The sequence below is a fragment of the Intestinirhabdus alba genome, from assembly GCF_009711095.1.
Taxonomy (GTDB): Bacteria; Pseudomonadota; Gammaproteobacteria; order Enterobacterales; family Enterobacteriaceae; genus Intestinirhabdus; species Intestinirhabdus alba.
In genome coordinates this window covers 60,527-76,493 of record NZ_WMJZ01000001.1, presented here as the reverse complement: position 1 = coordinate 76,493, position 15,967 = coordinate 60,527, and the positions used below count along the sequence as shown (strand labels likewise).

The window sequence follows — 15,967 nt, the reverse complement described above, 5'->3', positions numbered from 1 at the left end:
ACCGGCAGCCCACTCCACGTTCCGCTTAATAATTTTAAGGTCTACCCACCTGCGCTGGCCGCGTTCTAAAAAAGTGGGCTACGGATAAAAAAATAAGTAAAACCAATTTAAAAATTAAAAAACAGGATTGCCCTTGGGAATAAAGAATAACACCCGCGCAAAATTCTCAATGAATAACAAGATCGCCTTCTGCCTTGCGGCTTATCCACTGGTACTGTTAGACTCATTAATTCATCTGAATATTAAGGTTTCCAATGGGGCTATCGCTAATGGATTTACCGCTTCGTGAAACAGTGATTGAACAGATCGTTTGTCATGCCAGCAAAATCAACAGCCATAAAAACCTGAACAAAATGGTGATGATCCATGAAATAATGCTAAGTACCTTTTATGCAAAAAAACCTTTATTTTATAAAATGATATTCAAGAGCATCCGTTTTTATACGGCAGCGGCTATTCTGCTATTTTATTATTGTGATCCAGCTCCAACTTTAAAAAAAGTAAAAAATTTTATTTCCCAACAAGAAAATTTTTTTTGTGCCAACTCTATCAATGCACTATTTACGCAGCTTCGCGTATCGGGTCGTCTCACGCTTCATCGAGCCGAAGGCAACCGTCGGGAAAAGCACTATCTCCCCTCCCCCAGTGCGATTAAAGAGATTTTCGAACTGCTGCAAACTCTGCTTAAGCCCTATCAAATACTGCATAGTAGCGCCGGTTTAGCATGCTACAGCAGCCCCGATGAATTTATTCGATACTTCTTCTGCCGCTATCAAAATATTGTACTGAACCATATTACACTCACCCATATCGAGCCCAACGCCGGGGTGTTCATCAAAAAAGATGGGGGCTACATGATCATGCTGCTGCTGTATAAAGAGCACCTTCAGCAAAACAGCCAAAATATCATTTTGCCCCATAAAAAGATAGCCGAGTATAGCTACGTTTCACGCAGTCATGTTTGCGCGCTGCTGCATGAGGCGCAGTCTGCCGGCCTGCTCTCGCTGGAAAATAATCTGTTCATCAGGCTGTCGGACAATTTTATCCATCTTTTCCGCAATATTTATTCGCTACAGCTGGCCGGGCTTCTCTACTGTATTTGTCCGGAGCACAAGGCATTATAAATTCGTCGCCGTCAGATCGATAACCCGTTCAGCGCTGGCGATCGTCGAAGGGCGATGTGCAATAAAAATACGGGTAATATTCAGTCCACCGATCGCCTGATTAATTTTAGCCTCATTTTCCAGATCCAGATGGCTGGTGGCCTCGTCAAGAAACAAAATTCCCGGTCTCCTGTAGAGCGCTCGGGCAATCAGCAGGCGCTGTTTCTGTCCTCCGGACAGATTCCCCCCCAGCTCACCGATCAGCGTTTCATATCCCATCGGCATCTGCATAATCTCATCATGAATATTACAGTTAATGGCGCACTCATAAATACGCGAATAATCTTTATTCTCGGTAAAACTACAGATATTTTCCGCAATAGAGCCAGCAAACAGCTTATCATCCTGTAGAACGCAGGCTATATTTTGCCGATAGTTATTAAGGCCGATATTATTGATATCGATACCATTAAAATAAACATTCCCCGCCGTTGGCTGCAGTAGCCCGGACATCACCTTCATCAGCGTCGTTTTCCCGGTGCCTGAAGGGCCAATAATCGCGACGCTTTCTCCCGCCTTCACCTGAATATTGAGATGGGTGAAGATCGGCTTCGATAACCTGTCATAGGCGAAAGACACGTCTTTTATCGCAAACTCAACCGGTTCGTCAGGCGCGGCCAGCCATTGCTCCGGCCCCTCCAGCTCGGGCTCGGAAAGCAGTACATCGGCAATACGCTCGTTATGCATCGTCAACAGCCGCATCTGTAAAAAGAGGTTAATTAAGCTGGCGGTACGATCGGAAAACTGACTGCGCCAGGCGTTGAAAGCGACGAACATTCCCAGCGTCATACCGCCCTCTATAACCATCGTCGCGCCCAGCCAGAGGATGATGATTTGATCAACGGCACCGATCAGATTCGACAGGCCACCGAAGAGCAAATCCAGCCTGGTGGTGCGTATTCTGGCGTTAGCAGCGTCGATGTTCAGATTCAGCCAGAACTTCGCACGCAGCCCCGTAATACCCAAAGCCTTAATGGTTCCCACGCCATAGAGCGTTTCCATAAAGTGCGATCCGGCCCGGGCATCTTTAACGATGTGATCTTCAGAAGCCTGCCGATAGCGCCCATAGGTCACGATCCGCAGAGCCATGTAGATCAGCGTAAATGTGAGTACCACTCCGACCAGCCAGCCGCCGTACAGCGCCATCATGATAAAAACGCCGATGGCGACAATGGTATCAATGATACCGTTTACCAAACCATCGGTAAGCGTGGTGCGAATAACCTCCAGCGAGCCAAGTCTGGACTGTATATCTCCCAGTTTACGTTTTGCAAAATAGGCCAGCGGCAGCTTCATTAAATGGTCAAACATGCCCGCTTTCCACTGAATATCAATCAGCGATGCCATGACCAGCGAAGCCCACGCCCGCAGCGTAGCAATAAAAGTACGACAAAGAATAAAGCCCAGCAGTCCAATACAAATTAGCGATAACAGACTGTGATCTTCCGCAATAATAACATGATCCATAACCAGCTGCGTCCCCACCGGGAGCAGCAAATTTATTGCCTCAATCAGCAGGCTGAAACAAAATATCTTACCAAGAAAGGCCGGTAACCCGTGGATATTACCTAGCATATCCCGTAATCGCAGCCGGCTACGCGCTTTCTCGCGGGAGAAGCCTTGATCGGGCCATAGCTCCAGCGCAACGCCGGTAAAGTGACGGGAAAACTCGCGCAGCCCCATGCTCCGCCGGCCAAACGCCGGATCGTTTATGACAAATTTATTGCGCCGGGCCGATAGTAATACGACGAAATGACACATATCCCAATGGAGAATACAGGGGGTTTTTAGCTGTCTGACCTCGTCAAGATCCAGCGACAGCGGTCGATTTTTAAGGCCAGTTTTGTCGGCAATGTCTACCAACACCCCAAGCGTGGCACCATGAGATGAAACGCCAAACCGGTGACGCAGATTAATTAAGTCAACATCTTTGCCATAATAGCGACAAACCATCGCCAGGCAGGCCAGGCCGCACTCTGCGCTTTCCGTCTGGAGGATCTGGGGAACCTTTCTGATAAAGCCAAAATGCAGCCGGTCGCGCAGATAAGTTAATAAGGTATTATTCATTAACAGGTCCCATCAGGCTACGGTAAAAGTCATAAAAAGGGGCAATCATCCACTGGTAGATGGGCCTTTTTTCCAGAAAGACCATCGCCCGCGCTTTCATGCCGGTGGTCAATATCATTGCGGCAAGCCGTTTATCACGACTTATATCGACAATAACTTTATAAAATGGCTCCGCTATTCCGGTCTGTTTCCCCTGCGGAGAGTTGCTGTACGAATTTAACTCCTGTGGCGAGACCGGTACGCTGGAAATCGATTTTATTTCCCCTGGAAAATGGCCAAACTTTTCATAGGGGAAGGCGTCAAAGCTAATATTAATAGGATCGCCCGGCTTAACATAGGGCGTAGCGCTGTTGGGCAACCATAATATTAAAAAATAGCCCTCACTCTCCGCCGGGATCACCTGCGCCAGGCTGTCGCCAGAATTCACCATTTGCCCCTGGGTAACGCTTAGCGTTTCGACTTTACCGTCCACCGGCGAGCTGACAAGCAAGGCTCCGCTCGCATCCATTTCAGCCAGCTGACGACGTAAATCGCTGAGTTCATATTTTCGCCGGGAAATTTCATTATCAAAATCCGTCGCCCGGGTAAACATCTCTCCCCGCAGACTGGTGATCTGCAGGCCCTGCTGAATCAGCTGCGCGTTCAGGTTTTGGTATACGCTTTGCTGTTGATAATAGAGATAGCGTTGATTAGACATCTGATCGATATTAATTAGCCCACGGCGTTTATATTCAGCATAATTGTTCATCGTCGCCTTCATGGCTAACATCCCTTCATTGGCGGTCGTAACCGTAGCTTTGGTTTCCTGATAAGCCTGTTCATACTGCTGTAGCTGCTGCTTCATTTGGCTAAGCGTAACGGCCTTATTTTCTTCCAGCTTGTGGATAATTTCCTCAATCAGGCGAAGTTGTTCCCTGCCCGCCTGGAGAATATTTTCACTGACGTTGCCAGAGCGGGTAATCCTGCTGACGTCAATCTGATACAGGTAATCCCCTTTTTTCACCTGTTCGCCGGGATGCTTCCAGCTGCGGCTGATGAATCCCTGGCCCGGTGAGTAGATATTTATCGCCCGCGGCAGGGTCGTTACCTCTCCGTAAACACTTATTCTGCGGGTATACTCGCCAAAAATAATTACAGACATAAGGGCGGCAAGAAGTAACACCGTTACGAGGATCGCAACCCATAGTGGATAGCTCCCGATGAGTAAAGCCTGGCCAAGCCATCGGGTTCTCAGATTATCGATAGCCTCCCGGCGGAATAAGTCTCTGGTATCCATGGTCATCCATTGTTATGGCAAAATGAAATCTATACCCGTCATACTTCAAGCTGCATGTTCGTTGGCTTTATTCGGCCCAGGGGCCTCACCCCTTCGGGGCCAGCCCTGGGGCTGTTCAAAACGCGCTGCGTTTTGTCCTGCAACTCGAATTATTTAGGGTATATATGCTCCGGCAGCCAGCGGGTAAAAAAAATCGAGTACGAGACTCGATTTTTTAATTAAAGTAAAAATACTTCAGGCGGTCAACGTGCTGGCCAACCTGTTACAGCCGGGCGACGTCTCTCCCGCGCGTTTATAATATGCTTTGCGTTGTAATCTGTAAATATTATTATTCAGAGTAGATAAATAATCTTCACAAAAAAACAGAGGGATTAGATACCCAATATTTTTTCAAAAAGCCCACCAATGGTTTTACCTATTCCGGAACCAATAACGCTGCCTATCTTATTTCCGATGCGGGATGCAAGGTTACCTACGATGGTAGTTCCAATAAGCGGAACTACGGAACCAATAAACGACCCTGCGGCCGTACCAATAACTCCACCGATACCGCCACCAACCTTTTGCCCTATGGTGTCGAGCGTATCCTGGACGATCCCTGCGCCGCTAACATGGTTCATTTCAATTTGTGTTAATTCACGCATAACTTTTCCTTTAATAGCCATAAGCGTACTCTCTTATGGCTAAATAAATCAAAATGAAGAGTATAAAATAATATCCATCGTACTTCCGGCTACCTGAGCTCTGGTTATAAAATCAGGCAACACGAATTTATTCAGGATATACCCGTCATACTTCAAGTTTCATGTGCGTTGGCTTTATTCGGCCCAGGGGCCTCACCCTGAAGGGCCGCCGCCAGCGGCGTTCAAATCGGCTAAGCCGGTTTGTCCTCGCTCACCCCAATCACATACTCCAGTAAGCTCCCAGGGATTAATGAGAGGCAGCCTGCGGCTGTTCAAATTCGTTCCTGACGAATTTGTCACTGGGTCGCCGCGTGATTCGGCCTGAGGGCCTCACCCCTTCGGGGCCAGCCCCGGGGCTGTTCAAAACGCGCTGCGTTGTGTCCTGCAACTCGAATTATTTAGGGTATATATCAGCTTTTTTTACCAAAAAGCCCGCCAAAAATTGAAGACAGAATGCTTATTCCTGCTTCAACAACCTGACCTATACCGGTTCCCATCTGGGTCGCAGCTTCCAGGCCATTCTTGACACCCGCAGCTTCAAGAATTGAACCAATGCCACGACCTAACGCCGTTCCGGCATCAGCAATGATCCCGGCACCGGACACTTCATTTAACTCGCTTGCCTTAAGTTCACGCATTATATAACTCCTGTAAATAATAAATAAGAATTAATATCCTATGGTGAGGCTATTCACCTTTTATTTTATATCGTTTTACCTGAAATTAATCAATCAACCAAATCCGTAAGAGTATATTTCGTAGATATGTAAAAAAATATTACAGAATTATAATGGAGCTTCGCAAGCCAGGAATTTAGTGAAAAAGCCGAACGGAAAATGGTTCGGCAAAGTTTACAGATACTACCCGACGAAATTAAACCAAATTTTGGCACAACGCTTTTAAGCTACGGAAGACGAGCGCACCACACCTTCGCCAGGTCAGGCATTGTAGGCATTTTCGCCGTGGCTGTTGACGTCCAGCCCTTCGCGCTCCTGCTCCTCCGGCACGCGCAGCCCAACCGTCATATCCGCCAGCCGGTAGCCGATAAAGGCGACAACGGCGGACCAGACGAGGGTGACAATAATGCTTTCCAGCTGCACCAGCACCTGATGCCCGATGGAGATCCCTTCGGCAAGGCCAACGCCGCCCAGCGGCCCGGCGGCGAAAATACCGGTAAGGAGACAGCCGACGATGCCGCACACGCCGTGAACGCCAAACACATCGCAGGGATCGTCGACCCGCAGCAGGCGTTTAAGCATGGTCACCCCCCACAGCCCGGCAAGCCCGGCGACGCCACCGATAATCAGCGCGCCGCCGACGCCAACGTAGCCACAGGCGGGCGTCACGCCGACCAGCCCGGCGATCGCCCCGGAACAGGCCCCCAGCAGAGAGGGTTTCCCGCGCAGCGTCCATTCACCAAAAATCCAGCCGAGAATGGCCGCCGCCGTCGCCACAACGGTATTCACAAAGGCCAGCGCCGCAATTTCATTCGCCGTCCCGGCGGAGCCGGCGTTAAAGCCAAACCAGCCGATATACAGCACGGCGGTGCCGGTAAAGACCATCGGCAGATTATGCGGTTTAAAGGACTCCTTACCAAAGCCCACGCGCTTGCCGATCAGGTACGCCCCGACCAGTCCCGCTACGGCGGCGTTAATATGCACCACGGTGCCGCCCGCGAAGTCCAGCGCGCCGTGGGACGCCAGCAGGCCGCCGCCCCACACCATATGGGCCACCGGAAGGTAAGAGAACGTCAGCCACACCGCGACAAAGATCAGCACCGCCGAAAAGCGAATACGCTCGGCCAGCGCCCCGACAATCAGCCCGACGGTAATACAGGCGAAGGAGCCCTGAAAAACGACGTGAATATATTGGTTAATGCTGCCGGTTACCGCCGTCAGGGCAATATTCTTCAGCATGATCCAGCTAAAGCCGCCGAAGAAATGATTCCCTTCGCCAAAAGCCAGCGAATAGCCGAAAACAACCCACAAGATAGAGACCAGCGCAAAGGTAACGGTAACCTGGGTCAGCATGGACAAGACGTTTTTGCCGCGGATCAGCCCCCCGTAAAACAGGGCGATGCCGGGCACGGTCATAAATAGCACCAGCGCGGTACAGATCATCATAAAGGCGTTGTCAGCCTTGTCGGCCGTCGCGGCCGTCGCCAGCCCCGGCAGCAGCGCCAGGGAAGTAAGGGTGGATCTCATCGTGACTCTCTTCATTTTTCGTTTCCCGTTACCCTGTGCCAGTCGTTACAGCGCCGCTTCGTCGGTTTCACCGGTGCGAATGCGTATCACGCGCTGTAGCTCCGCGACAAAAATTTTGCCGTCGCCAATCTTTCCGGTATATGCCGCCTTGCCAAGGACATCGACCACGCTGTCAAGCTGGTCATCGGCAATCGCCACGTCGATCTTCACCTTTGGCAGGAAATTGACGCTGTACTCCGCGCCGCGGTAAAGCTCGGCGTGGCCCTTCTGTCGCCCGAAGCCCTTAACCTCGGTGACGGTTAGCCCCTGAATCCCCACGGAAGAGAGCGCTTCGCGCACATCTTCCAGCTTGAACGGTTTAATCACCACGGTAACCAGCTTCATCGTTCTTCTCCTGTCAGAAATCGCCAATGGCGGCGACTGCGCAACAGAGGTATTGCAAAGGGTGTGCCAGGCCATAAGACCGGTGGAAAGGGGGTGGTCGACGGTGGGAAAAGAAAAACGCACCATGACGGTGCATGATGCGCTGCGTTTTTGCACCAGCGAAGCGGCACATCAGACGCTGAGAGGCTCCTCGCGCGTAATGGCGGCCAGCTCCTCGCCGGCGAGCTGTAGCTGATACATCTGCCAGTAGCGTCCGCCGGCGGCGAGCAGCTGCTGATGCGTGCCGCGCTCCACGATCTGCCCCCGGTGCAGCACCAGAATTGTATCTGCGTCGACGATGGTCGACAGTCGATGGGCGATTGCCACCAGGGTGGTATGTTCACGCACCGCGGCCAGCGCCCGCTGGATAGCCTGCTCGGTGCCAGAGTCGATGCTGGCGGTCGCCTCATCGAGAATAAGCACCTGCGGGGCATCCACCAGCACGCGCGCCAGCGCCAGCAGCTGCTTCTGGCCGACCGACAGATTATTTCCCTGCTCGCCCAGCCGGGTATAAAGCCCTTCGCTCATTCCGCGGGCCAGATCCGCCAGCTGCACGGTTTCCAGCGCCTGCCAGACCTGCGCTTCGGAGATATCGCGCCCAAGGGTAACGTTGGCGAGAAAGGTGTCAGCCATCACGACCGGATCCTGCTGCACCATCGCCACGCCTTTGCGCAGCACCTCGTGGCTAAGGCTCTGCAGCGGGCGGTCGTTAAGACGAATTTCACCCTGGCTCAGCGGATAGTAGCCCATCAGCAGGCTGGCGAGGGTGCTTTTACCGCTGCCGGTATGGCCGACCAGCGCCACAAAGCTGCGGGAAGGCACCTTCAGGCTGATATCGTGTAGCACCAGCCGATCGTCGCGATAGGCAAACGAAACGTCGGCCACCTCAATCGTTCCGGAGTCCAGCGGCCGGGTATCCTGACCATAGCGCTGGCGCGGCCCGTCCATCAGCTCAAACACCCGCTCCCCCGCGACCACCGCCTGCTGCAGCATCGACTGCTGGGTTGTCAGCTCGATTAGCGGCTCGTTCAGCCGCCCCAGATAGCTGATAAAAGCGTACAGCACCCCGACCTCAATGGTCCCGCTGGCGGAAAAGCCGAACAGCATCAGCAGGCCGCACAGGATCAGCGCCGAAAAAAGACTCAGCAGCGGGCGCAGCAAAAAGCCGTCCAGGCGCAGGGTCTGCATCCGCGCCAGATAGTGCGAGCGGCTGGCCTGGCCCATCTTTTCGCCGAAGCGCGCCTGCTGGCGAAACTGCTGAATAACGCTCATGCCGCCGATAATTTCGTTAAAGCCGTCGTTGATATCGGCGAGATAGCCGCGCACCCGTCGCACGATCGGCGTGCTGTAGCGCTGATAGATAGCCATCACCACCAGCACCGCCGGAAAAATCGCCATCGCCACCAGCGCCATACGCCAGTCGAGGCTGAACATCGCCACCAGCATCGCGCCGATCAGCGCGGCGCTGCGCAGCACCGTCGCCACCACCGTCACGTAGAGATCGCGAATGGCCTCGGTATCATTGGTGACCCGGGAAATGAGCTGGCCGACGGGCTGGGTATCAAAAGCGCTGAGCGGCTGGCGCAGCGCGGCGTCCATCACGTCGGTTCGCAGCTGCTGCACCACCCCAACGGCGGTCCGGTTGAACAGCAGCGACTGGGCGTAGTGCAGCCCTGCGGCCAGGATCTGCAGCCCGACGTAGGCCGCCGCCAGCCCGGCGACCACGGTCAGCGGCAGGTTATTTTTCGCCACCATCCGGTCGATAAAGTAGCTAATCAAAAGCGGGCCGCTGACCTCCGCCGCCGCCGCGATCCACAGCATCAGCACCGCAACGGCCAGCGGTTTACGCCACGGCGAGCCGTAGACAAGCAATCTCTTCAGGGTCGGCCATAGCTGCCTGAAACTACGCATTTGCCGCCTCCTCGCTATTTTCCGGCGCGTCGTCCAGCGCCGCCTCAAGCTGCTGATAGCGGTACATATCGCGATACCAGCCCTCCTCCTGCGCCAGCGCGTCGTGGCGGCCGCGCTGGACGATACGCCCGTGCTGCATAACGACGATCTCGCTGGCCTCGGTCAGCGCGGAGAGCCTGTGGGCGCTGATAATCACCGTCCGGCCCTCTCCCCACTGGCGCAGATTGTGCAGGATCTGGTGCTCCGTTCGCCCGTCCACCGCCGACAGCGCGTCGTCGAGGATCAGGATCTCCGCATTGAGCAGCAGCGCCCTGGCGATGGCGATGCGCTGCTTCTGCCCGCCTGAGAGCATCACGCCGCGCTCACCCACCTCCGTTTCATAGCCCTGCGGCAGGCGGAGGATATCCTCATGTACGCAGGCCAGGCCCGCCGCGCGCTCTATCTGCTGGCGGCTGGCGTTCGGACAGCCCAGCGCGATGTTGCTGGCCACCGAGTCAGAAAACAGAAACGGGGTCTGGCTGACCACCGCCAGGCGGCTGCGCCACTCATCCAGCCGCAGGCGCGGCAGCGGAATATGGTGAAAGCGCACCTCTCCGCAGGTGACGTCAAAGTGGCGCTGGATCAGCGCCAGAAGCGTGCTTTTGCCCGCCCCCGTCGGCCCGCAGATCCCCAGCATCTGGCCGGGCTGAAGGCGTAAATGAATCTTCTCCAGCGTAGGATGCGACGTCCGGGGATAGCTGAACGTCTCAATAGCCACCGCCAGTTCGCCCCGCCCTTCCGGCACCGGCTCGCTGCCGTCGTTGACCACCGGCGCTTCGGCGAGCGTCTCGCGAATGCGGCCGTAGGCGGCGCTACCGCGCTCGACGATATTAAACATCCAGGCCAGCGCCAGCATTGGCCAGATCATCAGCCCCAGGTACATCATAAAGCTGGTCAGTTGCCCCAGCGTCAGGCTGCCGCGCACCACCAACCAGCTGCCGCCGCCGATCGCCAGCAGATTGGCCATACCAATCGCGATGTAGATGGTAGGATCAAAGCGCGCGTCGATGCGCGCCACGCGCATATTTTTCTTACCGGTCTCCTTGGCGTCTGCGGCAAACAGCGCCGACTGGCGATCCTCAAGGCCAAACGCTTTAATCATGCGGATGCTGGTCAGGCTCTCCTGGGTCCGATCGTTGAGGCTGGAAAAGGCCGCCTGCGCCTGGCGGAAGCGGTCGTGCAGCCGTTCGCCATAGCGCTTGATGAACAGCGCCATTACCGGCATCGGCAGCAGGGCGAACAGCGTCAGCTGCCAGCTGATCTGCGTGGACATGACGATCAGCACCGCGCAGCCCATTACCAGCGAATCAACCAGCGTCAGCACCCCTTCCCCGGCGGCGAACACTACCCGATCTACGTCGTTGGTGGCGCGGGCTATAAGATCCCCGGTGCGGTGACGCAGGTAAAACTCCGGATGCTGGCGGCTGAGCTGGCGGTAATACTCCTCGCGCAGCTCCACCGCCAGCTGCCAGGATGCGCCAAACAGCAGCACCCGCCAGACGTAGCGCAGCAGATAAACCGCCACGGCAATCAGCGCGATAATGCCGATCCACATCAGCAGCCGTTCGGTGGTAAAGCGCCGGGCGCTTACGCCATCCACCACGATACCCACCACCTTCGGCGGGATCAGCTGCAGAATGGCAATAAGGATAAGCAGGGCGACGGCACCGAGGTAGCGACGCCACTCCCGGCGAAAAAACCAGCTTAGTTGAGCAAATAATCGCACGTATCAGGTCCTGTTCTGGCTTTTCAGCGGCTCACGGCGGAAGGGTTATTCAATGGGCAGCGCCGTTGTAGATTTAATCTGTTCCATGGCAAAGCTTGAGGTGACGTCCGTCAGTCCCGGCACGCTGTTTACCAGGCGCTTGTAGAAGTCGTCGTAGCGCTTCATATCCGCGACCTGAACGCGCAGCAGGTAGTCATATTCTCCGGCCATCCGCCAGAAACCGAGCACCTCCTGTATGGCGCTGACCTCAGAGACGAAGCGGCCGTACCATTCGCTGCTGTGGTGCTGTGTTTTAATCAGCACGAAGGCGGTTAGCCCCAGCCCCAGCTTCTCCGGGTCCAGCAGGGCAACTTTGCCAATAAGGATGCCGCTATCTTCCAGCCGCTTCAGCCGTTTCCAACAGGGCGTGGTGGTCAGATTGACCGCATCCGCCAGCGCCTGCAAAGAGAGCGTGCAGTCCCGCTGCAGCAGCGCCAGCAGCCTGCGGTCAGTTTTATCTAACATGTGGGCACCTCAGAGAACATTTTTCTCCATACATTCTATTTTAAAGGCCAAATGGCAACAATTTTTTCTGTGCTTTTCGCTACTCTGACGCAAACGAACAGACGGACCATCATGATGAACAGTACCTGGGTAAGAAACGCCATTAACGAAATCAACGCCGACTATCAGCGCTCTGCGGACACCCATCTCATCCGGCTGTCGCTGCCTGCCTTTCCGGGGATCGATATTTATCTGAAAGATGAAAGTACCCATCCCACCGGTAGCCTGAAGCACCGGCTGGCGCGGTCGCTGTTCCTTTATGGGCTATGCAACGGGTGGATCAAAGAGGGCACCACCATCGTGGAATCCTCCTCCGGCTCGACGGCGGTATCCGAAGCCTGGTTTGCTAAGCTGCTGGGGCTACCGTTTATCGCCGTCATGCCCGCCTGCACCGCCAGGCGCAAAATCGAACTGATCGAATTTTACGGCGGCCGCTGCCATCTTGTGGAAAGCGCCGGCGAAATTTACGCCGCCTCCGCGCAGCTGGCGCGCGAACTGAACGGCCATTACATGGATCAGTTTACCTATGCAGAACGCGCCACCGACTGGCGCGGCAATAACAATATCGCCGACAGCATATTTCATCAGATGCAGCGCGAGCCGCACCCGGTTCCGGACTATATCGTGATGAGCGCGGGTACGGGCGGCACCTCTGCAACCATCGGTCGCTATATTCGCAGTCAGGGGTATAGCACACGGCTTATGGTGGTGGACCCGGAAAATTCCGTTTTTCTCCCTTACTGGCAGGAGCGGAACCCGACCCTGTGCAGCCCCACGGGCAGCAGAATTGAAGGTATCGGCCGTCCGCGCGTGGAGCCATCCTTTATTCCGGACGTGGTTGACGAAATGCTGCGGGTGCCCGACGCCGCCAGCATTGCCACCGCCCACTGGCTGGAGACACGGCTCGGCCGCCGGGTAGGCGCGTCGACCGGCACTAACATGTGGGGAACCCTGCAGCTGGCGGCACGAATGCGCGAGGCGGGGCAAAGCGGCTCGCTGGTAACGCTGCTGTGCGACAGCGGCGAACGTTATCTGGAGACCTATTACAACCCGCAGTGGGTCAGCGCGCACATTGGCAATTTAACGCCCTGGCACGCGGAGATCGCCCGGCTGCTGAACGTGGATTAAGCTTTGGCGGCCAGGAAGTTAAAAAAACCGGGCAAAGCCCGGTGCCGGAAACACCCGCTCATTAGGGGGAATAAGGCTGATGCGGATTGTCCAGCCAATGCGTTAAATAGTGGGAGACGGCCTGGCTGCGGCAGTGGCCGATAACCGGCAGATGCGGCAGTTCGGCGATCAGCTGCGGCATGGCGTTGCCCATAATCACCCCGTGCCCGACGCTGCCCAGCATCTCCCGGTCGTTCATGGCGTCGCCAAACGCCATACAGTCGGCCAGCGATATTCCTGAACGCTCGCACAACGCCGCCAGCGCAGCGCCTTTATTGCAGCCTGGCGGCAGCACCTCGAGACAGTCAACCCCAGAGAAACAGAGGTGCGCCCGCTCCCCCAGCGCCTCATGCAGCTGCGTCTTCAGGCGCAGAAGATCCTCATGCTCCCCGCAGAAGCAGACCTTCGTTACCCGATCTGTCGACATATGCTTCACGTCGACAATCTGGTAGCTAAAGCCGCTATAGACATGCGCCTGGAGTAAGGCCGGAAGCGCCCGCCCGGTAAACCAGCCGTCATCATTAAAGATATGCATACTGGCTTTGGTGTCCCACGCCTGGCGCAGCAGCGGTTCCGCCACGTCAGCGGTTAAGTCCTGACGATGCACCACTTCGCCCTCCTGCGTATGGATGCGCGTCCCGTTGCCGGCAATCAGAAAAGCGTCCAGCGCCAGGGTGCTCACAATATGCTGCATCTCCAGGGCATGCCGGCCGGTGGCTAAAACCAGCGCAATATCGCGATCGCGAAGACGCGCCAGCGCGGTAAGGGTTGCCTCGCCTAACCGGTGGTCGGGCATTAAAAGGGTGCCATCCATATCAAATGCTGCCAGTCGAACCATCGTTTTCTCCATCAGATGATGCGTTTAACTTGAGGTTAAGTATCACCTGCGATATACGGAAGTAATAGTGAATAGATAGAACAAATTGTTCCGGTTTTCAGAAAAGACGGATGGGCTGCGCCGCTACGACTCCGGCCCGCTCATCGGCCCCCAGAGCGAGGAAAATATGCGGTTACTTAACCGACTTAATCAGTACCAGCGCCTCTGGCAACCCTCCGCCGGCGCACCCCAGAACGTCACCGTCGGCGAGCTGGCCGCACGCTGTTTTTGCAGCGAGCGACACGTGCGCACGCTGCTGCGCCAGGCCCAGCAGGCGGGCTGGCTGATTTGGCAAGCGCAGCCGGGACGCGGCAAGCGCGGCCGGCTACGGTTTCTGGCATCGCCGGCGTCGCTGCGCAAAACGATGATGGAGCAGGCGCTGGAGCAAGGCCATCAGCTCAGCGCGCTGGGCCTGGCGCAGCTGGCTCCCGGCGAGCTGCGCGCCATGCTGCAGCCGTTTATGGGCGGTCAGTGGCAAAACGATACGCCCACCCTGCGCATTCCCTATTATCGCCCGCTGGATCCGCTACGGCCGGGTTTCCTTCCCGGTCGCGCAGAGCAGCATCTTGCCGGTCAAATTTTTTCCGGGCTTACCCGCTTTACCTGCGACGGACAGCGCCCCAGCGGCGATCTGGCGCACGGCTGGGACATCTCTGCCGACGGCCTGCGCTGGGACTTTTATATTCGCTCCACTCTGCACTGGCATACGGGGGATACGGTGGCAACGTCGCAGCTGTACCAGCGGCTGCTGATGCTGCTGCGGCTACCGGCCCTGAACAGGCTGTTTATCAGCGTGAAGCGCATCGCGGTAACGCATCCCCAGCGCCTGACCTTCTATCTGCACCGGCCTGATTTCTGGCTGGCGCACCGGCTGGCAAGCTACTGCAGCCGGCTGGCGCACCCGGATATGCCGCTCGTCGGCAGCGGCCCCTTTCGCCTGACCCTCTTCACCCCGGAGCTGGTGCGCCTGGAGAGCCACGAGCAGTACCACCTCAGCCATCCGCTGCTGAAGGCGGTGGAATACTGGATCGCCCCGCAGCTTTTCGCCCGGGATCTGGGCACCAGCTGCCGCCATCCGGTACAAATCAACATCGGCAAACCCGAAGAGCTGGCCACGCTGAGCCAGGTCAGCAGCGGTATCAGCCTGGGCTTTTGCTATCTCACGCTCAGGAAAAGCGCCCGGCTAAGCCTCCGGCAGGCGCGACGGCTGGTGAATATTGTCCACTCCTCTTCGCTGATGCAGAGCCTGGCGGTAGATGAAAACCTGATTACCCCCAGCGGTACGCTGCTTCCCGGCTGGGCGCTACCGCAGTGGGACGACAGGGAGGCGGTCCCGCTGCCGGCCAGACTGACGCTGGCCTATCATCTTCCGGTGGAGCTTCACGCCATGGCGGAGCAGCTTCAGCGCCATCTGGCGGAGCTGGGCTGCGAGCTGACGCTGATTTTCCACAACGCCAAAAGCTGGGACGGGGCGCATCCGCTGGCGCAGGCGGATCTGATAATGGGCGACAGGCTGATTGGCGAAGCGCCGGAATATACACTTGAGCAGTGGCTGCGCTGCGACCCACTCTGGCCGCACGTTCTTGATGCCCCCGCGTTCGCGCATCTGCAGGCGACGCTCGACGCCCTGCAGATCCTTCCTGACGAAGAGGAGCGTCACGCCGCGCTCCAACAGGTATTCAGCGGCCTGATGAACGAGGCGGTTCTGACGCCGCTGTTCAATTATCACTATCGCATCAGCGCGCCACCGGGGGTGAACGGCGTACGTCTCAACCCCCGGGGCTGGTTCGAGTTTGCCGACGCCTGGCTTCCACCGCCGGAGTGCTGATGGAGGTGGCGACGACGCGGCTGTGGCGCTACCATAGCGCCCTTCGTTATTTGTCGGGAT

General features: G+C 56.1%; 13 protein-coding genes. 3 read left to right on the top strand and 10 right to left on the bottom strand.

Annotated features, from left to right (window positions below; genetic code table 11):
- Positions 1–269: 269 nt before the first annotated feature.
- Positions 270–1,124 carry a hypothetical protein gene (locus GJV78_RS00380; protein WP_155106453.1) on the top strand — a complete coding sequence of 285 codons (855 nt, stop codon included), beginning with the start codon at positions 270–272 and terminating at the stop codon, positions 1,122–1,124.
- On the opposite strand, the gene GJV78_RS00375 is transcribed toward GJV78_RS00380, so the two are convergent.
- The 9 genes from GJV78_RS00375 to GJV78_RS00335 form a co-directional block, all read right to left on the bottom strand.
- Positions 1,119–3,230, bottom strand: coding sequence for a peptidase domain-containing ABC transporter (locus tag GJV78_RS00375; protein WP_155106452.1), 2,112 nt, complete (start codon positions 3,228–3,230; stop codon positions 1,119–1,121). The genes GJV78_RS00380 and GJV78_RS00375 overlap by 6 nt on opposite strands.
- Positions 3,223–4,506 (bottom strand): HlyD family secretion protein, encoded by a 1,284-nt coding sequence (locus GJV78_RS00370; RefSeq protein WP_155106451.1) that lies wholly within the window; start codon positions 4,504–4,506, stop codon positions 3,223–3,225. The genes GJV78_RS00375 and GJV78_RS00370 overlap by 8 nt, the downstream gene beginning before the upstream one ends.
- A gap of 371 nt (positions 4,507–4,877) precedes the next feature.
- The gene (locus GJV78_RS00365) at positions 4,878–5,150 is read right to left on the bottom strand and encodes a hypothetical protein (protein WP_155106450.1); all 273 of its coding nucleotides are present in this window, start codon (positions 5,148–5,150) and stop codon (positions 4,878–4,880) included.
- A gap of 449 nt (positions 5,151–5,599) precedes the next feature.
- Complete coding sequence (locus tag GJV78_RS00360) at positions 5,600–5,827, bottom strand: hypothetical protein (RefSeq protein ID WP_155106449.1); 228 nt, start codon at positions 5,825–5,827, stop codon at positions 5,600–5,602.
- A gap of 300 nt (positions 5,828–6,127) precedes the next feature.
- Complete coding sequence (amtB, locus tag GJV78_RS00355) at positions 6,128–7,408, bottom strand: ammonium transporter AmtB (RefSeq protein WP_155106448.1); 1,281 nt, start codon at positions 7,406–7,408, stop codon at positions 6,128–6,130.
- Between the two features lie 30 nt (positions 7,409–7,438).
- Positions 7,439–7,777 (bottom strand): P-II family nitrogen regulator, encoded by a 339-nt coding sequence (gene glnK, locus GJV78_RS00350; protein WP_155106447.1) that lies wholly within the window; start codon positions 7,775–7,777, stop codon positions 7,439–7,441.
- Positions 7,778–7,948: 171 nt separating this feature from the next.
- On the bottom strand, positions 7,949–9,727 hold the full coding sequence (locus GJV78_RS00345) for a SmdB family multidrug efflux ABC transporter permease/ATP-binding protein (protein ID WP_155106446.1): 1,779 nt from the start codon (positions 9,725–9,727) through the stop codon (positions 7,949–7,951).
- A complete protein-coding gene (locus GJV78_RS00340; protein WP_167519287.1) occupies positions 9,720–11,492 on the bottom strand; it encodes a SmdA family multidrug ABC transporter permease/ATP-binding protein in 1,773 nt (590 codons plus the stop codon). Before GJV78_RS00340 ends, GJV78_RS00345 begins: the two co-directional genes overlap by 8 nt.
- 45 nt (positions 11,493–11,537) lie before the next feature.
- Complete coding sequence (locus GJV78_RS00335; RefSeq protein ID WP_155106445.1) at positions 11,538–11,996, bottom strand: Lrp/AsnC family transcriptional regulator; 459 nt, start codon at positions 11,994–11,996, stop codon at positions 11,538–11,540.
- A gap of 111 nt (positions 11,997–12,107) precedes the next feature.
- On the opposite strand from GJV78_RS00335, the gene GJV78_RS00330 reads away from it, so the two are divergent.
- Positions 12,108–13,163: a PLP-dependent cysteine synthase family protein gene (locus tag GJV78_RS00330; RefSeq protein WP_155106444.1), complete on the top strand. Its 1,056-nt coding sequence runs from the start codon at positions 12,108–12,110 to the stop codon at positions 13,161–13,163.
- Positions 13,164–13,224: 61 nt separating this feature from the next.
- Here GJV78_RS00330 and cof read toward each other — a convergent pair whose 3' ends face one another.
- Positions 13,225–14,040 (bottom strand): HMP-PP phosphatase, encoded by an 816-nt coding sequence (gene cof, locus GJV78_RS00325; RefSeq protein ID WP_155106443.1) that lies wholly within the window; start codon positions 14,038–14,040, stop codon positions 13,225–13,227.
- 166 nt (positions 14,041–14,206) lie between these two features.
- Here cof and GJV78_RS00320 point away from each other — a divergent pair, with 166 nt between their 5' ends.
- Entirely contained in the window at positions 14,207–15,907 is a 1,701-nt protein-coding gene (locus GJV78_RS00320) for an SgrR family transcriptional regulator (protein ID WP_155106442.1), read from the top strand.
- Positions 15,908–15,967 lie beyond the last annotated feature (60 nt).